Source organism: Vibrio sp. SG41-7 (assembly GCF_014164465.1).
Taxonomy (GTDB): Bacteria; Pseudomonadota; Gammaproteobacteria; order Enterobacterales; family Vibrionaceae; genus Vibrio; species Vibrio splendidus.
In genome coordinates, this window is sequence record NZ_JACJFF010000003.1 from 20,817 (window position 1) to 40,933 (window position 20,117).

General features: G+C 44.3%; 21 protein-coding genes, 1 tRNA gene and 1 other RNA gene. 8 read left to right on the top strand and 15 right to left on the bottom strand.

Features of this window, described 5'->3' with window-relative positions; all coding sequences use genetic code 11:
* The first annotated feature begins 287 nt into the window (after nucleotides 1–287).
* Nucleotides 288–1,436, top strand: coding sequence for a glycosyltransferase family 4 protein (locus tag H5300_RS01270; protein WP_182795277.1), 1,149 nt, complete (start codon nucleotides 288–290; stop codon nucleotides 1,434–1,436).
* A 159-nt stretch (nucleotides 1,437–1,595) separates the two neighbouring features.
* Here the strand turns inward: H5300_RS01270 and H5300_RS01275 are convergent, their stop codons facing one another.
* The 6 genes from H5300_RS01275 to H5300_RS01300 form a co-directional block, all read right to left on the bottom strand.
* Entirely contained in the window at nucleotides 1,596–2,369 is a 774-nt protein-coding gene (locus H5300_RS01275) for a ribonuclease H family protein (RefSeq protein WP_017084576.1), read from the bottom strand.
* 192 nt (nucleotides 2,370–2,561) lie between these two features.
* A complete protein-coding gene (locus H5300_RS01280) occupies nucleotides 2,562–3,053 on the bottom strand; it encodes a DUF2059 domain-containing protein (protein ID WP_017084575.1) in 492 nt (163 codons plus the stop codon).
* Nucleotides 3,054–3,161: 108 nt separating this feature from the next.
* On the bottom strand, nucleotides 3,162–3,536 hold the full coding sequence (locus H5300_RS01285; RefSeq protein WP_182795278.1) for a DUF805 domain-containing protein: 375 nt from the start codon (nucleotides 3,534–3,536) through the stop codon (nucleotides 3,162–3,164).
* Nucleotides 3,537–3,850: 314 nt separating this feature from the next.
* On the bottom strand, nucleotides 3,851–4,180 hold the full coding sequence (locus tag H5300_RS01290; RefSeq protein ID WP_017084573.1) for an AzlD domain-containing protein: 330 nt from the start codon (nucleotides 4,178–4,180) through the stop codon (nucleotides 3,851–3,853).
* Complete coding sequence (locus tag H5300_RS01295; protein WP_017084572.1) at nucleotides 4,177–4,911, bottom strand: AzlC family ABC transporter permease; 735 nt, start codon at nucleotides 4,909–4,911, stop codon at nucleotides 4,177–4,179. Before H5300_RS01295 ends, H5300_RS01290 begins: the two co-directional genes overlap by 4 nt.
* Before the next feature lie 100 nt (nucleotides 4,912–5,011).
* The gene (locus tag H5300_RS01300; RefSeq protein ID WP_029224664.1) at nucleotides 5,012–5,845 is read right to left on the bottom strand and encodes an AraC family transcriptional regulator; all 834 of its coding nucleotides are present in this window, start codon (nucleotides 5,843–5,845) and stop codon (nucleotides 5,012–5,014) included.
* Between the two features lie 237 nt (nucleotides 5,846–6,082).
* On the opposite strand from H5300_RS01300, the gene H5300_RS01305 reads away from it, so the two are divergent.
* Complete coding sequence (locus H5300_RS01305) at nucleotides 6,083–6,421, top strand: hypothetical protein (RefSeq protein ID WP_012604479.1); 339 nt, start codon at nucleotides 6,083–6,085, stop codon at nucleotides 6,419–6,421.
* Nucleotides 6,422–6,454: 33 nt separating this feature from the next.
* Here the strand turns inward: H5300_RS01305 and H5300_RS01310 are convergent, their stop codons facing one another.
* A complete protein-coding gene (locus H5300_RS01310; RefSeq protein ID WP_017084569.1) occupies nucleotides 6,455–7,372 on the bottom strand; it encodes a LysR family transcriptional regulator in 918 nt (305 codons plus the stop codon).
* 90 nt (nucleotides 7,373–7,462) lie between these two features.
* Between H5300_RS01310 and H5300_RS01315 the strand changes: the two genes are divergently transcribed.
* Together H5300_RS01315 and H5300_RS01320 are read left to right on the top strand one after the other, a co-directional pair.
* Complete coding sequence (locus H5300_RS01315; RefSeq protein ID WP_017084568.1) at nucleotides 7,463–8,095, top strand: LysE family translocator; 633 nt, start codon at nucleotides 7,463–7,465, stop codon at nucleotides 8,093–8,095.
* A gap of 333 nt (nucleotides 8,096–8,428) precedes the next feature.
* The gene (locus H5300_RS01320) at nucleotides 8,429–9,190 is read left to right on the top strand and encodes a transporter substrate-binding domain-containing protein (protein ID WP_004736414.1); all 762 of its coding nucleotides are present in this window, start codon (nucleotides 8,429–8,431) and stop codon (nucleotides 9,188–9,190) included.
* 104 nt (nucleotides 9,191–9,294) lie between these two features.
* Here the strand turns inward: H5300_RS01320 and ffs are convergent.
* Together ffs and H5300_RS01330 are read right to left on the bottom strand one after the other, a co-directional pair.
* Nucleotides 9,295–9,391: signal recognition particle sRNA small type (gene ffs, locus H5300_RS01325), an RNA gene on the bottom strand.
* 196 nt (nucleotides 9,392–9,587) lie between these two features.
* The gene (locus H5300_RS01330) at nucleotides 9,588–10,331 is read right to left on the bottom strand and encodes a hypothetical protein (RefSeq protein ID WP_004736415.1); all 744 of its coding nucleotides are present in this window, start codon (nucleotides 10,329–10,331) and stop codon (nucleotides 9,588–9,590) included.
* A 51-nt stretch (nucleotides 10,332–10,382) separates the two neighbouring features.
* Between H5300_RS01330 and H5300_RS01335 the strand changes: the two genes are divergently transcribed.
* On the top strand, nucleotides 10,383–10,685 hold the full coding sequence (locus H5300_RS01335) for an MGMT family protein (protein WP_004736416.1): 303 nt from the start codon (nucleotides 10,383–10,385) through the stop codon (nucleotides 10,683–10,685).
* Between the two features lie 75 nt (nucleotides 10,686–10,760).
* Here H5300_RS01335 and H5300_RS01340 read toward each other — a convergent pair whose 3' ends face one another.
* Nucleotides 10,761–11,201 carry a YbaY family lipoprotein gene (locus tag H5300_RS01340; RefSeq protein WP_029222253.1) on the bottom strand — a complete coding sequence of 147 codons (441 nt, stop codon included), beginning with the start codon at nucleotides 11,199–11,201 and terminating at the stop codon, nucleotides 10,761–10,763.
* A 168-nt stretch (nucleotides 11,202–11,369) separates the two neighbouring features.
* Here H5300_RS01340 and tesB point away from each other — a divergent pair, with 168 nt between their 5' ends.
* Entirely contained in the window at nucleotides 11,370–12,230 is an 861-nt protein-coding gene (gene tesB / locus H5300_RS01345; protein ID WP_026012255.1) for an acyl-CoA thioesterase II, read from the top strand.
* A gap of 155 nt (nucleotides 12,231–12,385) precedes the next feature.
* Here tesB and H5300_RS01350 read toward each other — a convergent pair whose 3' ends face one another.
* A complete protein-coding gene (locus tag H5300_RS01350; RefSeq protein WP_017078856.1) occupies nucleotides 12,386–13,051 on the bottom strand; it encodes a hypothetical protein in 666 nt (221 codons plus the stop codon).
* A gap of 89 nt (nucleotides 13,052–13,140) precedes the next feature.
* Entirely contained in the window at nucleotides 13,141–13,614 is a 474-nt protein-coding gene (locus tag H5300_RS01355) for an Lrp/AsnC family transcriptional regulator (RefSeq protein WP_220503420.1), read from the bottom strand.
* A 129-nt stretch (nucleotides 13,615–13,743) separates the two neighbouring features.
* Here H5300_RS01355 and H5300_RS01360 point away from each other — a divergent pair, with 129 nt between their 5' ends.
* Entirely contained in the window at nucleotides 13,744–14,811 is a 1,068-nt protein-coding gene (locus H5300_RS01360; RefSeq protein WP_121603492.1) for a PLP-dependent cysteine synthase family protein, read from the top strand.
* A gap of 90 nt (nucleotides 14,812–14,901) precedes the next feature.
* Here H5300_RS01360 and H5300_RS01365 read toward each other — a convergent pair whose 3' ends face one another.
* The 3 genes from H5300_RS01365 to H5300_RS01375 all read right to left on the bottom strand — a co-directional run bounded on the left by H5300_RS01365 (nucleotide 14,902) and on the right by H5300_RS01375 (nucleotide 19,553).
* The gene (locus H5300_RS01365) at nucleotides 14,902–15,222 is read right to left on the bottom strand and encodes a DUF1244 domain-containing protein (RefSeq protein WP_004736423.1); all 321 of its coding nucleotides are present in this window, start codon (nucleotides 15,220–15,222) and stop codon (nucleotides 14,902–14,904) included.
* 141 nt (nucleotides 15,223–15,363) lie between these two features.
* On the bottom strand, nucleotides 15,364–18,477 hold the full coding sequence (vexH, locus tag H5300_RS01370; protein ID WP_182795279.1) for a vibriobactin export RND transporter permease subunit VexH: 3,114 nt from the start codon (nucleotides 18,475–18,477) through the stop codon (nucleotides 15,364–15,366).
* Nucleotides 18,477–19,553: an efflux RND transporter periplasmic adaptor subunit gene (locus H5300_RS01375; protein ID WP_029222602.1), complete on the bottom strand. Its 1,077-nt coding sequence runs from the start codon at nucleotides 19,551–19,553 to the stop codon at nucleotides 18,477–18,479. The genes vexH and H5300_RS01375 overlap by 1 nt, the downstream gene beginning before the upstream one ends.
* A 388-nt stretch (nucleotides 19,554–19,941) precedes the next feature.
* Between H5300_RS01375 and H5300_RS01380 the strand changes: the two genes are divergently transcribed.
* Nucleotides 19,942–20,026 (top strand) — tRNA-Tyr (locus H5300_RS01380).
* Nucleotides 20,027–20,117: the final 91 nt, after the last annotated feature.

Below are 20,117 nucleotides of genomic sequence, written 5' to 3' on the forward strand. Positions count from 1 at the left end.
CCCCCAGAATTATACATTATATGGCTGACGTTGCAGGTTCTATGCCGAGAGTGTATTGCTATGAAATCACTTTTAGATCAGTCGCCTACGCAGACACTCTCAAAATGACGAACAGGGTGATCAGACATGAGCGTCAAAACTCCAATTTGATTATCAATTTGAGAAAATGAGCGACTTCTGGAGGGATAACCTTCGGAAAACCACCGAAAGCCCTCCAAAGCTACGATTTTATCTTGGTTCGTATTTTGCTTATTTGACTTTAATAGCATTAGTCAAAGGAGCAAAAAATGAAGAAAGTAGCATTTATAGCACCAACTTATCCTGTACTCAGTGAGACCTTCATCCAAACAGAAGTCGACTCGGTGAAAGCTTGTGGACACGATGTTTGCGTGATGGCATTTGAGATAGAGGAGAATGAAAAGTCATTTGACTATGACATTGTTAAAATTGGTCGAGATATTCGAATTGGTAAGATCACAAACATCAGTTGGTTTGGCTTTGTCAGAGCGGTATCCTTTGTTTCCAAGCAAACTAGTATGCCCAAAAAATCACTGTTCGCTTATGGATTCAAACTGGCGCTGCAACTCGCGGAAAATGACGTCGAACACGTTCATGCGCATTTCTGTCAGCACACCACAGCTCACGCCATCGTCGCGGCAAAGCTTCTGAATATCACCTGCTCGTTCGTTGCTCACGGTCATGATGTTTACGAGTTCGCTTATGATATTGAACAGAAGATTTCGTCGAGTGATTTTGTGGTCGCAGTGTGCAAAGACATGCTCGCTGACTTCAACACCATGGCAAAAGGAAACATTAAGCTCCTGCACTGCGGAGTCAATACCAAACAATTCCAACTCAACCCAAAAACCGAAACGAAGCAACTTCGCTTTGTTTTCCTTGGCCGGTTAGTCGAGCAAAAAGGCATCCACCATCTTATTGATGCATTAGCGCCGATTGCCGAACCTCTCGATATTCATCTCGATATCATCGGTACTGGCGATTTAGAGCAACAGTTAAAATTGCAGGTCAAAGAGCAAGGGCTCACTCGAAACGTGACCTTTCTTGGCGCTAAACCTCACGAGTGGGTCAAAGAAAAACTATCGAACTATGACAGCCTAATCGCGCCCTTCTGTTTTTCCGAAACTGGGTGTGTGGATACAGGACCACTTGTTTTAAAAGAAGCGATGGCCGTGGGAACTCCCGTCATTACCACCAATATAATGGGATGCAAAGAGATCGTCTCACCAGAGACAGGTTTTGTGGTTAGCGAAAAAAACGTGGAAGAATTAAGAGAAGCGATTGAGCGTTTCGCGCAGCTAAGCAGTAACGATAAAGCATCGATGGGTTTAAAGGCACGTGAGAGAGTGAAAGACAGTTTTAATTCGATCAAACAAGCTCAGCAATTATCTCGTTGGATAGAGAACCCAGCTCAATAAGGATTAACTCAGACAGCTATGCCTCACAAAAGCGACTGAGCACCACAAGATCAAAAGAGCGCTACATCAATTTGGAATGTAACGCTCAACTTAGCACAGCCTAATGATGGCAACTTATGCTTTCAGTAACTTTCATTAGCTTTTCATTAAGAAGCCTAGCTAGCCGGCTCGAAGTGCCAAAATAGACTCAATATCTTCGATGTCACGATATTGAGCTAGCTCCTGCTCTTTCGATGAAATAGCCACAATCGACATTCTATCGGCCAATTCGTTACCTTCAATACCAACGTGTCCGTTCACATGGTAGATGGTGATTTTTGAAGCCAGTTCTTGGTAGAAAGCATACGCAGGCTTAATAATATCGAGGTTTTTGATCTCGCCGCCCGACTTAGTCCAGCCCTTTTTCTCCCAGCCCGTTGCCCACTTAGTAATACAATCAATTGAGTACTTAGAGTCACAATAAATCGCAACAGACAGACCCGCGTTTAACTTCTCTTTCGCGAGAATAAACGCTTGCTTAAGCCCATGTAACTCGGCGGTATTGTTGGTACCAACAGGCTGATACAAGCCATACCACAATTCTGTTAATTGGTTGTTTTGGTATACCGCTAAACCCGTCCCCGCTTCACCAGGATTTGGCTCACAAGCACCATCGGTAAAGATCTTGATATCAAAAGGCATATCTGTGATTTGCTGCTCCGAAAGAGGCGGCACCTTCACTTTCGTCGCCTTACCCGCAGAGCTTGGCTTTGTCGCTGTAGAACCTGACGCAGACGACGTTTTACCACCGAAAGCAGACTCAGCCTCACCTAGTGTTGGAAACGATTTATATCTCGCCCCTGCAAAGCCATCGACTTGGGATTTACACTCGTTCCAAGTGGTAAAAATACCCGGTGTACGACCTTTCCAAACCACATAATATTTCTTAGCCAAACTAACTCCTTACCAAAACCTAAATACACAATACCCACACCTAAAATGATTCAGCTATGGGGTAGTAATTATGCCTGATTACGCTTGAAACACATAAATCATTGCATGAAATGCAGCGTGTGTTTCAAGAATATCTACGTTATCGACCAAGTATAGAGCGTTATTTCTAATCACAAACCTAACGGCTTCTGATCAAGAACCTCTATGTGCTTCAAGGTCTTGTTTTAGTTTGGTCGTTAACTTTTTAACTTTTGGGAGAACTTGTTGCATTAACGACTGAGTCATGATCATTGACTCTGTTGTCACGGTTGGCATTTTTTTCAGAATGCTTTTTCCATGTTCTGTTTTGTAGAAATCGATCATTGCACTGAGCTCTTCTTCAGTGAATTGATTGCTGTAAATCGTTACAATTCCTGGCTCTAGCTTTTGCCAGCTAACTTCCTCTTTCATTAAGTCGTTCATGCCCTGATAGTAATCATCAAAAATAGCTTGTTCTGACTCTGAAACCCCTAGGTCTTTAGACATATTAGCCATCATGCTATCCATTTGAACGTATACCGCGTCCAACGTGGAATCGACATCCATAATCTGAAGAAGCTCTTGTACTAATGCTTGCTTAGTATCTTGTGCAGCCGATAATTTCAGAGGTACGAGTAAAAATAAGATTACGAGAAATCTGTACATTGTTAAGCCCTTATATCCTGTTAAATTAATTACGCTATGCGTTCGACATATAGATAGCTCATCGAACACACCCTTAAATGCCACGCATAACGCATCATATTGAGCGAATTAAACTTGGGTTACCGATCTAGGATTATCACCATACTTGTTTGCACCTGCAGTACCATTAAATGCTAAGAAACATAGTATGATAAAAAAGCCGGCTACTGGAACAAAAAAGAGAAGTACCCACCATCCAGTCCTTCCCATATCGTGTAACCTTCGGACCGTGACTGATAAGCTTGGTAAGATGATAAATAAAGAAAATACCCCACTTAAAATTCCGATCGCAGAATTCGAGTTATACCAACTTAGCCCTTGATCTATGAGAGTTAAAACGAGAGTAATTACGACGCTTACAGCGAAAAAGTACCAGTACTCTTTGCGACGAGCTCTCCCTCTAAACTCCACAGGCTTCTTTAATACTTCAATAAACCAATTCATTTAAACCTTACCTAATTGCGAAATCGACATACGTAAAATAGCAACTCAACATGTTGAATTATTTGCAAATTTACTTTCTTTTAATCCATAAGTAAAACGAATTAAACAGCACGAAGCCATATAAAATCAATTGCATTCAAATAAGAAACATCATTCGGAAATGTTTAGGGAGGTAAGGACAGATCGCCTCGGAATAAAGAAGCACAGATATTTATACTAGATAGAACCTAGGGCCACTCGTTTCAAGTAATGACTCATACACTTGAAACGAGGATAACTAATGCCGTGACACACCGTATCAATTGAGCTGCGTATTAATGAAAAAGGAAATCAACCGCGACAAGGTTGTAGAACAAGAACACCGCCATGCTGACACCGATCGTTAGTAGCACATTGCCCGTTTTCCAAATCAAAAGCCCAGTCACTACCGCGCCGATCAAATAAGGGTTTTCTAGGCTTGGCCAAAAAGCTTGCTCTGGTGCGAACACAATCGGCCCCCAGATCGCCGTTAATACCGCAGGGCTCGAATAACGTAACAACCGTCTCGCAGTGCTGTTTAATCGAAGCGGGATGGCCGGTTCTAGAAACAAATATCGACTAAGAAACACAATCGCCGTCATGAGGAATATCGATAGCCAGATCATGCCGATTCCCCTTCTTTGATGAGCTTATTGCCGTTTCTACGTTCCACAAATGACTCGCTGATAAAGCCGGCTAACATACCCGAAATAGCAGCAATCATAAGGCCACCTTCAACATTGTTGACTGACAAGGCAACTGAGGCGATCAAAGACACCACAACACATACCACCACGGGCCATGTTCGGATTAATGGGAAAACCAAAGCAATAAAGGTCGCTGCCACCGCAAAATCGAGACCGATTTCATTGAGTGACGGAATCTGACTTCCTGCGACAATGCCGACGAAACTCGCGATGTTCCAAACCAGATAAAAACCACCACCTACACCCGCTGCATACCAACGATTAAATTCTTGTTGAGACTGCCCACTGCAAATCGCGAACAGTTCATCCGTTAGCCAAAAGCCAAGCAGTAAACGCCACCGAGCGGGAAGATGACTAATTTTGTCGCGCATCGATACGCTATAAAGAAAATGCCTTGAAGTAATAAAGAACGTGGTTAACAACATAGTCCCTAACCCAATGCCCGATTTGAACATCCCCGCCGCCACTAATTGCGCTGAACCCGCAAACAAAATCGCAGACATAGCCTGAGCTTGAAGCTGATTCAGACCAGCATCTATTGCATACGAGCCAGCTAATATGCCCCACGGTATTACAGCAATACTCAATGGCATCGCAGCCAAAACGCCTTTCCATAACTGCGAGCGTCTATTCATTGTGTTGTTATCCATATTTTCCTAGTTCTCTTTGCATTGGCTATTCAATGTAAGAGAGGGTTAACTTATTCGATTGTACAAACTTGCTCTATATCTAAGGTATAAAGCACAAATCTCAACGCATCTTAACGTACTGACCCGGCGTATAACCGTTGGCTTTCTTAAAGTGACGATGAAAGTGGCTTTGGTCGTGGAAACCACATTCTTGCGCCGTATCGGAAATCGAATGCCCCTGTTTGAGTAACGTACGAGCCAACCTTAATCGAGACTGGATCTGATAAGCATGTGGCGGAAGACCAAATTCTTTCTGAAAAGAACGCACTAAGTGAAACGGGCTCAATGCCGCTAGCTTAGATAGCTCCTCTAGGGACACATCGGCTTGTGGAAAATCATCTAAGAACTCTTTCACTAAGACAAGTTGGCGCTGAGTTTTCCCATCGAGTTGAGGGTTAAGCGGCGATTTTCCGTGTCGGCTAATCAGTTTAACCAACATCCCGTACATCAAGGTTTCTCTTAACAAGCGATTGTCAGATTCATCAATCGTGTTAAAGACTAATCTCAATTGATTGGCGAGTTCAGGGTCTTCAACAACCGCTCTTGGGAAGTAAGGCGCGCCGTAGTTCGGTAGGTTAAGCTCTTGAGTGATCTTGGCAAGTTGCTCTGGGAGAGGATACATGGCTCGATATGCCCAACCACCTTCAGTGGCAGAGTGACCACTATGAACTTCGTCGGCATTGACCAGAATGATCGCATCTTGTGGTGCTATATGATGCCCGCCCGTCCGATAGAAACGCTGAGCGCCCTGCTCAATAACACCAAGTGTGTAGCCCTCGTGGCTATGGCGCGAGAAGTTCTGCTTTTCGTATTCAGCATTAAGGGTTTCAAGGCCACCGAGCTCTTCTGTGATCTTATATTCGGCCTTTTCTTTAGAGCGTTTCTTGTTCTCCATAACAATCCCCAAGCCTGTTGATTATCGAGTGACTTATCAGTCTACTCTATAGTCTCTTTCAGCTTTTGTACAAAATTGCGCTTTTGTTTGTTAATACTGTTTTTATCGTTGGCTTAATAACGCTTTCTAACTGGGAGGAAAGTCTTGGTCTATAACTAGTTGGCGAGAAATTGACAAATTAGTGTGGCTATCATGGCAATACTGTCTTCAAATCATCGGCAATAGACCTGATACACCATGAAAAATACGCTAATCCTTTTCTTTTTCCTGAGCCTAACTGGGTGCACTCATAACCAATCAAAAGCACTGAGCATGAACTCCTCGCCAGTCAATACGTATCCTCAATCCATGTCGAACCTGCAATTGTGCGACACCTTGTATTACGGGCGATCAAGCAACCAGACACTCGCAGCAATTGGCAGTGAATTCAATCGAAGAGGATTATCTAAGAGTTGGTGTGACACCGAAACCAACAAGCTTTATCTAACAAAGACAATTGATTGGGTTGCTGACCAAGTAGAAGACAAAGAAGATTCGGAGGAAGAAGCGTCTGCCGTTGTGTTGCCTGCGAATTAAATGAGGCAATGATAGATAAACGCCTGTTCGCACTTAATGACCTCGCTTGCTTAGGTAACTGTGTGACCTATTTTTACTCAAAAAATCCCAAGTTAACCTGGCTGCGTTCGAAGAAAAACAACCGCTTCTTTTCGCTACACAAATATTACGAGGGTACTCGGGCGCAAGAGGAATAACATTTACGCCGGGATGAGATTCTGGAACGGCAAGCTCTGCAACAATAGAAACACCTAAGCCCGCTCTAATCAAAGCGAGTATCGAGGTCAATTGAACAATGGTGTGTTTTTCTTTAAGGCGAGATTTTGATAGCTTAAACCATTCTCTAATGAGCGCCTCGCTGCCCCCTTTACTCAATATAAAATCTCGATCTTCGATATCCACAGCCGACAAAACTGGCAACTGGGATAAAGGGTCATCTTCATGAACTAAAGCCACCATACGGTCAGTAAAAACTGGGATGATATCTAGATCCAAATACTCTTTATCAACCGCGATTGCAAAATCTACGCGCCCCTCTCGTAATGCTAATAATGCTCCTTCGTCAGTAAACTCGCTTATTTCAATTTTAACTTGAGGTAAGTGTTGGCTGATCGCATGAATTAGGCTGGGTAAAATATGTGTGGAAGCGGATGCGCCAAAAGAAGCCACTTTCACCTGTCCAGCGCCATCTTTTTGAATAAGTCGAAGCTGTCTCAATAACACCTCTCCCTGCAATTCCTGCTGTTTAGCGAACTCAGCAATCAACCTCCCTTCCTCTGTTAACAATAAGGGACGACTGTCTCTTCGGACTAAAGCGAAACCTAACACATCTTCAGCACGTCGAAGAGCTTTGCTCGCAGCAGGTTGACTGACTCCTAATACCAGAGCGGCATCAGTGATACTTCCGAGCGCTAGTAGCTGCAGAAGTAATTTGGGAACTAATGATGGGATGCTTTCCAAGTCTTCAACCATTCATATAACCTCAGGTTATTTTGATATCTATCTCTATGCTAGCAGACTACTTTTTCCGAAAAATAGATACTAGTCACCCGGAGAAAACAAATGACTATAGAAACATGGCTAACCTTCTGCCTCGCTTCACTTATCTTAACCATGACGCCAGGTCCAAGCATTTTGTTGGGCGTCGTTCATTCAATGAAATATGGCGTTAATAAAGCTGTTTTTACGGCACTAGGCGATATCTCAGCAAACTTCATACAGATGATCATTGTTGCAGTTGGACTTGGCATCATAATGTCAACGTCTGAACTAGCGTTCGCCGTTATCAAGTGGCTTGGAGTCACAACATTGCTGTATATGGGTATCAAGATGTTGCGTGATAAACCTGAGTGTGATGCACAAATAACCACCAATTCACCCACCGCGATTTCAGGCCACAGACTCTATTTAAGTGGTTTCTTCGTTGCAGCGGGTAACCCCAAAGCGATTGTCTTTTTCACTGCATTCTTCCCCCAGTTCATAGACCCAACCAAGCCCCTGTTATCACAAATGTTGGTGATGTGCCCCACAATGGCAGTGTTGGATTTTACGTGGGTGATGATTTACGCCATCTCTGCCAAGAAGCTTCTTGGGTTTATGCAAGATCACCCAACGTACCTGAATAAAATCGGTGGCTCAGCGCTTTTAACTGCAGCCATCGCACTCGCAGTAACAAGTCACAGCTCCAACCTATAGTCGAGCCAGTAAAGGAAAAAACAATAAATTGAGTTTCATTCGGGAGGAAAAAATACGTAAACACATCTCAATTTTAGACATACTTCAGATAGCAAGAGGGTTCTATCCAACAACGATGATTCTGAGGAAGAAATGTCTGCTGTAACGCTACCTTCGGATTAATCGGATAAGTATTGTTAACGTCCTTAAATGCGCTAACAGTATTTCTGGCAATAAAACTGGAGCAAACTAATTGATCTGCATGCCTTTGCTCACATCAATATACATTTGCATTGATAAATGTTAACAATTGGTTAATTATCCATATCCATTAATACTATAAGGAAATAACCAATGAAATGGATACTTGTTGCATTCGTCAGTGTTTTCTCTGTGTTCACATACGCAAAAGATTGGAAACAAATTCGCTTTACTGTTGAAGGGGCCTACCCACCGTTCAGTTGGACAACGCAAGATGGTGAATTAGAGGGGTTTGAAGTCGATTTAGCCAACGCTTTGTGTATCGAATTAGAAGTAAAATGTATCATCTCAAAGACTGATTGGGACGGTATTATCCCATCACTTTTAAGCCGTAAAAACGATGCAATTATAGCGGCTATGACCATTACCGAAGAACGTGAAAAGAAAGTTAATTTCACTATGCCTTACGCTAAAGTTCCCACTCGTTTTGTCATGGAAAAGGGGCGTGAAATCAATATGGATGACGGCAGCTTAAATGAACTAACAATTGGGGTTCAACGAGCAACTATTGGTGACAAGTACCTTTCTGAGATCTATCCAGATGTAGATATCAAACGTTACGGCTCATTCGATGAAGCCTTTACCGATTTACTCAACGGCCGCTTAGATAGCGTGTTTGGTGGTTCAATGGGGCTCAACGCAGGCTTTCTTGAAACGGATCAGGGTAAGGACTATCACTTTACAGGCCCTAAATTTACAGAAGAGAAGTGGTTTGGTCGTGGTATTGGAGTCGCTGTTAGAAAACAAGATGACGAATTAAAAGATCTTATCGATAGTGGAATACAAAGACTGATCGACAATGGTCAACATCAAAAAATCGCAAGTAAATACTTTTCATACAGCATTTACGAGTAGGCTGATGTACAGAGTGAACACCACCAATCACGAACTGTTGTTCACTTTTTGAAAGTTTCAGATAGCAAAAAGCCGCTCATAAAGAGCGGCTTTTTTAAGGGGTGGGAACCCAGCCACATCCCGGCACACAAGTCACTCGCTGCGGCTGCTCCCTTCCAGGCCTGACCGAGTTCACGAGTTATTGTTGCGGGAGGACCAGGCCCCCATAGATTCGTTTTCTAAGAGGCTTGCCTCAAAGAGTGATTGGATTATTAAGCATCACAGCAACCATTGCAAGCCCTTCCACCCTATTTTTGAACAATTGCTGTCTAAGTGCTTATCCTTTATTCAAACCACTAGAAAATAGCAGGTAAATTCACCATTTACCTGCATTTGTAAGGTTCGGGTTATCTACGTACTAGATATCGATGTCTTCGTTATCTTCTGTACGAATGATGTAGTCTGTCATCCACGCGGTGCCTAATAGACATAACCACACCACAAAGACTGGACTAGGCACTTCGATGCTTGGGGTAATCACCAGTGCCGCAAAACCAACCGTGGGCAATGTCCAACACAATAGTTTATTCCAGCGGAAGGTTTTCAAGCGCGTCAGTGTTTCCATCGATGCCATGATGCCCGTTACACACAAAGCAACCAAAGCGGCATAAGGTAAATCGGCCATCCATAATGGAAGTATCAAGCCTAATGACCACCAGCTGTGTCGGCTGGCTGGCTTAAGATGATTTGCCGCCCACCAAATAACGATGATTGACAAGGTTTGTAGTGTGGTAACCCACGGAACGCCATCAAGCTTACCTGCTGATTGCGTGACCATAATCCCGACTTGTAGCGTCGCGACGATCAAGCCAGAAATAATCACGACCGACAAACTGCTGCGTTTTGAAAAGACCACCATCAATAGTGGGAATAATACCCATACACTGACTGATAGCGTGATGGGTTGTAGTGGTAGCGTTAATCCATAAGTGGTCATGGAGACAAGCAAAGCTAATCCTGCGATACCTCCTTGCGGCAAAATCCATAAAGCAGGAATGACCATTGCAAGTACTGGGATATCTCCCTCACTTAAACTGATTGCTCTCGCGCAGACAACCGCTAATAATGTGGTTATCAAGAACTGAAACGTTGTAAATACCATAGCCCTCTCCTTCTACCGATCCGTGGTATTAATGAACTAGGAACATTTAGTATGGACCAATTTTTGCCTCAAATCTTTGCTGTGATTCACCAAATTCCATATGGGAAAGTAACAACTTATGGAGACATCGCACGTTTTTCAGGATTTCCGGGCTATGCGCGCCATGTTGGTAAAGCGCTGGGTAACCTGCCAGAAGGTAGCAAACTGCCTTGGTATCGGGTAATCAACAGCAAGGGTGAAATATCTTTAAAGGGTGATTCGTTCGACCGACAAAAGCAGCATTTGGTTAAAGAAGGGGTTGAGGTGAGTGATGCAGGAAAGATCAAACTCAGAATATACAAATGGCAGCCCTAGAGCTGCCACTAATCGCTAATTCAACTGGCTAAGTTAAGCCAATCAAGATGCCTTAACAGTGGCATCGATTTCTTGTTAACGAACACCAACTAAACGTAGGTCTGCTTGCTGTGTATTTTCTACATCAGTAATTACTGACTTAATAGTGTCAGTAGTGAAGCGCAGTTTACCGTCAACATGAATAGTTGCGCGCATGTTGTAACGGTGGTTAGCTTTAATCTTGTTATTGTCGTAGCTCAGCTCGAATGCGAACGGCACTTGCTTACCGTCAGTGGTGAACTCTTGAGTTGCGATAACTGTCGATGGTGCGTCAGCCAGTGAGATGTCTTCTAACGTAACAGTCACCACGGCATTCTCTGGCAATGCAATTCTTTCACGGTAGCTTACTGTTCCTGAAATCACTTGAGTGTTCTCTGCAACCACTTCCTGAGAAGCGTTCGTTTCTGATGTTGCTTGGCAACCAACAAGTAGGCCAAACGATACTAAAGACGTAATAAGAATTAGAGCCTTTTTCATATTCAATTTCTCTCAACATGTTTGCCGGACTCGGCAAATCTACTCACCAATTATAAGAGAGCTTTCATATTCTGTCTTGAAACCCTATGATTTATTGACAGATATCTGACTAAGCTAAATGATTAACACAATAATCTGACATCCATTTTACCAAGAGGCATGCTGGCGATGAGTCAACCTTTACAAGAATTATTAAGTTTACTTCAGCTAGAGAAGCTGGAAGAAGGTCTGTTCCGCGGGCAAAGTGAGAACCTAGGTCTACCACAGGTTTATGGTGGTCAAGTATTAGGGCAAGCGCTTTCTGCTGCTCGTTATACCGTTCAAGACGACCGTAGTGTGCACTCGTTTCATAGTTACTTTCTATTTCCTGGCGATCCTGAAAAGCCAATTATCTACGATGTTGAGAACCTAAGAGATGGACGCAGCTTCAGCACACGTCGTGTTAAAGCGATTCAAAATGGCCGCCCTATTTTCTATCTCACGGCTTCTTATCACGGTGATGCTCCAGGCTTTGAGCACCAGATTTCAATGCCTGATATTCCTGGGCCAGAGAACTTTGCATCTGAAACCGAGTTAGCGAGCCACATTGCTGAGTTCCTACCAGAGAAACTGCGTAAAACCTTCTGTGGTGAAAAGCCGATTGAGATGCGCCCTGTAACGGTCGTGAATCCACTCAATCCTAAGAAGGCGGAAGCGAAGCAGTACCTTTGGGTAAGAGCAAATGGCGCAATGCCAGACAACCAATTGATTCACCAATATCTGCTGGCTTACGCGTCCGATTGGGGATTCTTGGTGACAGCACTTCACCCACATGAAGTGTCAATCATGACGCCTAACTTCCAAGTGGCGACGATTGACCACTCAATCTGGTTCCACCGCCCGTTCAAAATGGATGAGTGGCTGCTTTATGCGATTGAAAGCCCGACGGCGGCGAACACTCGTGGCCTAGTGCGCGGCGAAATTTTTAATCAGAAAGGTGAGCTCGTAGCGACAGCAGTACAAGAAGGTGTGATGCGCTTTACTAAATAGCGATCAAATGAATAGCGATCAAATAAATAGCGATCAAGCGCTGTTTTAAAAGCCCCAAATATGTACGAGAAAACAAAAAGAGAGGCTAGGTTTAATACCTAGCCTCTCTTTTTTATAACACTAACGAAAATCCGTCACTTAAGAGTGACTAAAATCTATTCTGCTTCTAGCGTAGGCTCAAACTCGCTCTGTACTCGTGTTTTGATGCCATCTCCGGCATCTCGCAGAAGGTTAAATGGTGATAGCACCACACCTTTCACAGCGCCTTCTGCAGCGTCCTGAGCCAAAGCTTGACTCTTATCTGCCAACAAATTAGCTTGCACCAAAATATTCGGCACTTCCGCTCTTAGCATTTCAGATTCAGTAACAACGGCGGGGATAGTTTGCTCGCGGTACGATTTACTTTCAGCGAGCATCGGTGGCATGACATCCACACGGTATCGTTTCAGCTCAGTCAATGTTGGTGGGATGACATCGGTTCTTACCTGCTCGACTTCCGTTCGGACATTTTTCACTTCATCTAATATCGCAGGGATTTTGTTGTCGACCGATGAAACGGTTTGATTCACGTCATCGATCGTCTTTCTGACCTCTTCGACTGTGTTCAAAACTTGAGGAGCAAGCTCGCTGACATGTTCAGCAAACGCTAGCAGCTCTTCCACTTTGAGCCCTTTAGTGAGACCGGATAAATCTTCGATAACCTGCGGATAAGTATCGACGATCTCCCCTACTTTATTAGTAAACGAGTAGATGGTGTAACCCAAGTAAAAAATGGCGACCGCCAATACCAGCTGGATAGCGGTAGATACTTTTGCAAACATGAATAATCCTTTTCTTTATCGCAGAGGCGATATCTAAACTGAGACGATAGTTAAGCTCAGACGATTGTTAATGCGTAACTAGGCGTAGCTTAAAGCGGCAATGCTGTCGTGTACTTCAATGGTTCCATCGCAAATGTCGAGGTCACATTAGAGATACCGTCAATGCTATTCACCAAACGCTTGTAGAAATCATCAAAGCACTTCATGTCTTTCACCTGAACCTTCATCATATAGTCATATTCGCCAGCCATACGATAAAACTCCATCACTTCTGGAAACTCCGACACAGTATTCACAAAACGACCATACCACTCGTGAGAATGATCACTGGTTTTAATCAATACGAACGCGGTAAAAGAAAGATCGAGTTTTTCTGGGTTCAGCAGCGCGACTCTTTTCTCAATAATGCCGTTCTCTTCGAGGCGCTTAAGCCTTTTCCAGCAAGGCGTTGTGGTGAGATTGACCGCTTCAGAAATGTCATTCAATGACAGGGTGCTGTCTTCTTGCAGTAATCCTAATATTTTTTTATCTACGGCATCTATCACACTTTCACCAAGTCGCATTTAAAGAGAATTATTTTCTACAATTTAAGCAAAACAAAGCAAATATGGCAAAGTTTTTCTCTCTAATTGTAGCTAAATTAGAACCATACCAATTACAAAGAATTCCTACACTCGATCAGGAGAACGCTTATGTGCACTGACCATCAATGGATTAACAACGCGATTCGTAAAATTGAAGCGGACTACCAACGCTCAGCGGATACGCACCTTATTAAGCTCGAACTACCAAGTATCGAAGGCATTGATGTTTACCTTAAAGATGAAAGCACACACCCAACGGGCTCTTTGAAGCACCGCTTAGCGCGTTCTCTGTTCTTATACGCTATCTGTAACGGTTGGGTTGGCCCAGAAACAACGATCATTGAATCTTCATCGGGTAGCACTGCAGTATCTGAAGCGTACTTTGCTCGCCTACTAGGTCTTCCGTTTATCGCAGTGATGCCAAAGTGCACAGCGAAGAAGAAAATTGAGCAGATTGAATTCTACGGAGGCCAAGCGCATCTTGTTGACCGCTCAGATGAAATTTACGATGAGTCTCGCCGTTTAGCAGAAGAGCTGAATGGCCATTACATGGACCAATTTACTTACGCTGAGCGCGCAACCGACTGGCGTGGTAACAACAACATCGCGAACTCGATTTTCAATCAAATGCAGATGGAAGATCACCCAGTTCCAGCTTGGGTTGTAATGAGCCCAGGTACTGGCGGTACTTCTGCAACTATCGGCCGCTTCATTCGCTACCAACAGCATGAAACTAAGCTTTGTGTTGTCGACCCTGAAAACTCTGTATTCCACGAATACTTCCAAACAGGCAATGTGAATGTGAAAGGCAGTACATTCAGCAAGATTGAAGGTATTGGTCGCCCACGAGCAGAGCCAAGCTTCATTCCTGGTGTGGTTGACGAAATGCGTAAAATTCCAGATGCAGCAAGTATCGCAACGACGCATTGGTTATCTGACATTCTTGGTCGCAAGGTTGGCGCATCAACTGGTACTAACATGTACGGTGTGCTTCAGCTAGCCAGTGAAATGAAAGCACGTGGCGAGAAAGGTTCTATCGTGACTTTACTGTGTGACAGCGGTGAGCGTTACCTAGATACTTACTTCAATGACGAGTGGGTAAATCTGAATATCGGTGACCTACAACCTTATGCAGCGAAGCTAGAAGCTTTCTCGCAAACGGGTGAGTTGGCTTAACCACAGAACAAACACCGACGCAAAAATAAAAAGAGCCCTGATGGGCTCTTTTTTGGTTTGTTCTATTCATCAATTTCTAGCGAGAACAAATTATTCTGGCTTCTGCTTCGCTTCAAACGCCGCTAGTTGCTCAGGTGTCGCTTTTGGCTGATGGTTTTGTTTCCACTCATCGTAAGTCATGCCGTATACGCGCTCACGAGCGTCATCGATATCCAAGTCTAGGCCTTGTTGCTCAGCTTCCGCTTTATACCACTTGCTGAAACAGTTACGGCAGAAGCCAGCCAAGATCATAAGGTCGATGTTCTGAACATCCTTATTGTTGTCTAGGTGTGCTAACAGGCGACGAAAGGTTGCTGCATCCAGCTTATCTTGTTCTTCTTGAGAAAGATCTTTGTATTTAAATTCAGCCACTTTACTTTCCTTTATTCGATTTATTGTATTAATTCGTTGAGCTCTGTTTGTTATACAAAAAAAGCCTGCCATTCGCTAGGAGCAAACGCAGGCTTTTCAATATTGTTACACTATTGCATGTTCATTAGCCGTGCGTGTTCATTAACCGTGACTGCTTCTTCCCACGTTATCGTGGCTCAGCTCTTTATTTAGAACCGCTTCCACATGACCCGGAGAGTGTGTTGAGCCAGAAATCAGTCGATACATCGCAGGGATTACGAACAGAGTTACCAGTGTCGCGAAACCCATACCGAAGAAGATAACCGTACCCACTGCCACTCGGCTTTCATAGCCTGCGCCCGTTGAAGTAATTAATGGGATTGCACCGGCTAGTGTGGTAAACGCCGTCATCAAGATTGGACGTAAACGTCGAGCCGAAGCATCAATGATCGCCTTTTCAAACTCAATGCCACGGTCACGAAGTTGGTTAGCAAACTCTACGATCAAGATACCATTTTTGGTCACCATACCGATCAACATGATCATACCAATCTGGCTGTAGACGTTAAGGCCTTGATTCATCAACACCAAACCTAAGAAACCACCAAAGATACCCATAGGTACGGTGAACATCACCACCAACGGGTTAATGAAGCTCTCAAACTGCGCCGCAAGTACCAAGTACGCGACCAGCATCGCTAGCGCAAACACCACTAGGATACTCGATTGGTTCTCTTTAAAGTCTTTTGACTCGCCAGAGTAACTCACTGAAATATCGCCCGGTAGCTGTTCAATCGCTTGTTCATCAAGGAAATCGAGTGCGTCACCCAGCGTGTAGCCTTCCATTAGGTTCGCTTTGATGGTGACCGATTTCTGCTTGTTGTAGTGCGATAAACGAATCGAGGATGCCACTTCTTCAATGTGCGTCAGCGTGTCGAGCGTTACTAGCTCACCAGACTGAGTTCGCATGTAGATTTGGCTCAAGTCATTGGCATTATTAAAGCTGTTCTCATCACCACGAAGGTATACGTCATACTCTTCACCACGGTCAACGAAGGTGGTTTCACTACGGCCGCCAAGCATGATCTCTAACGTATCTGAAATGTCCGAAACGCTAACGCCTAGCTCGGCTGCACGTTGCTTATCTACGGTTACCAATAACTCTGGCGTTTTCTCAGAGTAATCGATGTCCGCACCTTCCATCATTGGAGAGTCTTCAGCCGCTTGCTTTAACAGTTCGCCCCATTTCTGAAGCTCAGAGTAATCAGAGCCACCCAGTACAAATTGAACAGGCTCACTTGAACCACCTTTGAAGCCCGGCATGAACGGGAATACACGTACATCAGGAATACCATTTAAAGATTTACGAACTTCGTTCAACGCTTCCTGAGCGGTTTCATCACGTTCGTCCCAATCTTCCAGGATCATGATAACGAAGCCCGTTTGGTCGCCAGCATTACCACCAAACGCTGGTGATTGAATACTAAATGACTTCAAGAAACCTTGACCAAGCAGCGGCATTAGGCGCTCTTCAACGATGTCCATATTGGCAGACATACGGTTGTAACTGGTTGCATCAGCACCACGAACAAACGCAAAGATAACACCACGGTCTTCTTGAGGCGTCAGTTGCGACGGCACTTGTTGCATCAAGCCATAGCTACCGCCCATACACGCGATAATGATGATTGGAGCTGCCCAACGCCAGTTTAAAGCACGGCGCAATACCGCTTTGTACCCGGCTTCTAGCTTGCCAAACACACGTTCTACAAATCGATTGAAGCGATTTGGTTTCACGTTCGCTTTCAGAATTTTACTACCCAGAACCGGTGTTAACGTCAATGCGACTAGCGACGAGAAGATCACCGACATCGCCAACAGTACCGAGAACTCCGTAAACAGGAGACCGACCATGCCATCCATGAACGAGATTGGCAGGAATACCATCACCAATACAAGCGTTGTTGCGATTACCGCGAATCCTACTTCACGCGTCCCTTTATAAGCCGCAAGCAGTGGCGATTCACCACGTTCAATGTGGTGGAAGATGTTCTCAACCACTACGATAGCGTCATCAACCACCAGACCTATAGACAGAATCAGTGCCATCAAGGTAATCAAGTTGATAGAGAAGCCGAAGTAGTACGCTGCAATAAACGACGAGATTAGCGATACAGGAACGGTCACTGCTGGAATCAGCGTTGCACGCGCTTGACCAATGAAGACGTAAAGCACGAGGATAACTAAACCACCCGTAATAAAGAGTGTGCTGTAAACCTCTGAGATCGAACGATCGATAAAGACAGTTGAATCATAGTCGACCGCCAAACGAGTACCATCTGGCAAGAACTTTTGAATTGCTTCGACCTCTTTATGGACCAAGTCAGCAACCTCAAGTGGGTTCGCATCTGACTGAGGCACAATCCCCATACTAACGTTAACAACGCCGTCACTCTTAAAGGTCGAGTTCTCGTTTTCTGCCCCAATGTACACATCCGCTACGTCTTTTAAGTAGATAGGTGTGTTATCAGAGGCACGCTTAACAACAAGGTACTCAAAATCTTCAGCTTGGGTATATGAACGAGCGGTACGAACCGACATCACAATCGCATCGTTACGAACTTCACCACCCGGGCTTTCAATGTTCTCACTGTTTAACGCAGAAGTGATGTCCGAAGTAGTAACGCCACGACCAGCCATCTGCGCAGGTTTGAGCTTCACGTACATTACTTTGTACAAACCGCCAGAAATATCCACCGAGCTCACACCTGAGATCAAACTAAAGCGGTCAATCAACACACGTTCGGTGTAATCGGTTAACTGCGTTCGGTCCATCTCCGTCGAGCTTAAGTTGATGTAGACCGAGGCTTCACCACTACCGTTGTTCTTATAAACAATTGGGTCGTCGGCTTCGTCTGGCAATGAACGCTGAGCACGCGCTACGGCATCACGAACATCACTGACACCAGTATTGAGGTCATAACCAAGCTCAAAAGTAATCGTGATACGCGACATACCGTTACGCGTTGTGGATTCGATCTCATCGATACCACTGATGCCGGATAACTGGTCTTCAAGGTTGGAGGTTATTTGACTTTCAATGATGGTGGCAGACGCACCCTCATAACGAGTACTGATCGATACCACCGGGCTTTCAATATCAGGCATCTCACGAACTGCAAGCTTATTGAAAGAGACAATACCAAACACAACCAAAAGCAGACTCAATACGACAGCCGCTACTGGTCTCTTTACAGAAACATCAGATAACAACATTAGTTAGCGCCTTCTTGTGCTGCTGTATTTTCATCAAGTTTAGCTGGGCGATTAACGGCAAGCTCTTGAACCAAGACTCCGTCACGCATGTTCACGATACCTTGCACCACGATCTTCTGGCCAATCTCGATGCCCTTGTCGATCACAACTTCGTTATCGATTCGTGCACCCAAGAACACTTCGGTACGAGTCGCTTTGTTATCTTCGCCAATAACATAGACGAAACGCTTAGTACCAGAATACTCAAGCGCTTGAACTGGGATAATCGGCGCTTCTACAGGAGGGAAATCCATATCAGCTGCCACTAGCATGCCCGGCTTTAGGTAATCATTATTGTTGTCAAAGTGGATTCGAACTCGAAGGTTCAAGGTTTCAGCATTAATACGAGAATCAATGCCTACCACTGTGCCAGTGAACTGAGTCTCGCCCCACGCACTGGTGCGAGCCGTCACTGTCATGCCTTTAGACAGCTTAGAAAGGTAACGCTCAGGAATTTGAAGATCTAACTGCATCACAGACAAATCATCTAAAGTCACAAGCTCAGTACCTGCTGTCACCATTTTTCCGCGACTAAAGTCGATAAAACCGACCGTGCCAGAGAAAGGTGCGCTGATGTGTAAGTCTTTAAGATTGGCATTGGCGGCAGCTAGGCGAGCATTGGCGATCTCTACATTAGTTTTCTGAGCGTCAATTTCAGTTTGCGTGATCGCGTTGCGTTTCACTAGTCGTTGGAATTCCGCTAGCTTACGTTGCTCGTCTTTTAGGTACGCTTGCGCTTCTGCAACTGCAGCTTTTGCTTTGTCGTCATCTAATTGAACCAACATCTGCCCTTTGGTGACATCTTGATTGGCTTTGATGTTGATAGAGTCAACTCTGCCCGCTACTTCAGAGGTAATGATCACAGATTGTTCTGCTTCTAACTTACCTACCAAAGAAAGAGATTGGCTAACTTGGTGAATATCAACTTGCTCAGTAACAACAGTGACAGTGCTAGGGCCCATGCGTTTAGCTAGTGCGGCTGGAGACGCCATAAGAATAGACAAGCTAAGCAGGGTTAAAACAGATTTATGCTTCATAATAATGGTCTGCAAGTAAGGTTTAATATCTATAAATGAAATTAACCGTATTCTATCAACTGATGAATGCTGTAACGTCAAGAAGTGTAAATCTAGATTAAATTCCATTTACGTTTCTTGGCGAATTGCACAAACCAAACACAATGTAGAAAGCGAGTTACCTCAAGGTGTTACCTATCACTACGTAAACCTTAGTACAGATGTTCACTTCCCGAGCAATATGCGTACTTTTCGCCATCTTTGCCCAAAAAGGCAGCATTCAACACAAAACCATAAGAAAAACTCTTTACAGGTTTAACGTGTTTGCTATGATGCGCTCCGCACTTGAGAGATGCGTTGGGAAAAACATCTCTTTAGCCTATCCATTATGAGTTAGGAAAAACACCCTGGAGGGGTTCCCGAGTGGCCAAAGGGAGCAGACTGTAAATCTGCCGGCTCCGCCTTCGATGGTTCGAATCCGTCTCCCTCCACCATATTCTTCTTACCTCTTTCGAGAGTTAAGAGAACAACCTAGTTGATGGGCTTATGGGAAAACATCAATTTAGGCTTACTTTGTGAAGAGTA

Bases quoted from the DNA above. Each gene is read 5' to 3' on its own strand.
- H5300_RS01330 (WP_004736415.1), bottom strand. From the start codon at position 10,331: ATGGTATTTACAACGTTTCAGTTCTTGATAACCACATTATTAGCGGTT.
- tesB (WP_026012255.1), top strand. From the start codon at position 11,370: ATGAGTCAACCTTTACAAGAATTATTAAGTTTACTTCAGCTAGAGAAG.
- H5300_RS01285 (WP_182795278.1), bottom strand. From the start codon at position 3,536: ATGAATTGGTTTATTGAAGTATTAAAGAAGCCTGTGGAGTTTAGAGGG.
- H5300_RS01310 (WP_017084569.1), bottom strand. From the start codon at position 7,372: ATGGTTGAAGACTTGGAAAGCATCCCATCATTAGTTCCCAAATTACTT.
- H5300_RS01295 (WP_017084572.1), bottom strand. From the start codon at position 4,911: ATGGATAACAACACAATGAATAGACGCTCGCAGTTATGGAAAGGCGTT.
- vexH (WP_182795279.1), bottom strand. From the start codon at position 18,477: ATGTTGTTATCTGATGTTTCTGTAAAGAGACCAGTAGCGGCTGTCGTA.
- H5300_RS01315 (WP_017084568.1), top strand. From the start codon at position 7,463: ATGACTATAGAAACATGGCTAACCTTCTGCCTCGCTTCACTTATCTTA.
- H5300_RS01300 (WP_029224664.1), bottom strand. From the start codon at position 5,845: ATGGAGAACAAGAAACGCTCTAAAGAAAAGGCCGAATATAAGATCACA.
- H5300_RS01355 (WP_220503420.1), bottom strand. From the start codon at position 13,614: ATGCGACTTGGTGAAAGTGTGATAGATGCCGTAGATAAAAAAATATTA.
- H5300_RS01340 (WP_029222253.1), bottom strand. From the start codon at position 11,201: ATGAAAAAGGCTCTAATTCTTATTACGTCTTTAGTATCGTTTGGCCTA.
- H5300_RS01290 (WP_017084573.1), bottom strand. From the start codon at position 4,180: ATGATCTGGCTATCGATATTCCTCATGACGGCGATTGTGTTTCTTAGT.
- H5300_RS01375 (WP_029222602.1), bottom strand. From the start codon at position 19,553: ATGAAGCATAAATCTGTTTTAACCCTGCTTAGCTTGTCTATTCTTATG.
- H5300_RS01280 (WP_017084575.1), bottom strand. From the start codon at position 3,053: ATGTACAGATTTCTCGTAATCTTATTTTTACTCGTACCTCTGAAATTA.
- H5300_RS01320 (WP_004736414.1), top strand. From the start codon at position 8,429: ATGAAATGGATACTTGTTGCATTCGTCAGTGTTTTCTCTGTGTTCACA.
- H5300_RS01350 (WP_017078856.1), bottom strand. From the start codon at position 13,051: ATGTTTGCAAAAGTATCTACCGCTATCCAGCTGGTATTGGCGGTCGCC.
- H5300_RS01335 (WP_004736416.1), top strand. From the start codon at position 10,383: ATGGACCAATTTTTGCCTCAAATCTTTGCTGTGATTCACCAAATTCCA.
- H5300_RS01305 (WP_012604479.1), top strand. From the start codon at position 6,083: ATGAAAAATACGCTAATCCTTTTCTTTTTCCTGAGCCTAACTGGGTGC.
- H5300_RS01270 (WP_182795277.1), top strand. From the start codon at position 288: ATGAAGAAAGTAGCATTTATAGCACCAACTTATCCTGTACTCAGTGAG.
- H5300_RS01360 (WP_121603492.1), top strand. From the start codon at position 13,744: ATGTGCACTGACCATCAATGGATTAACAACGCGATTCGTAAAATTGAA.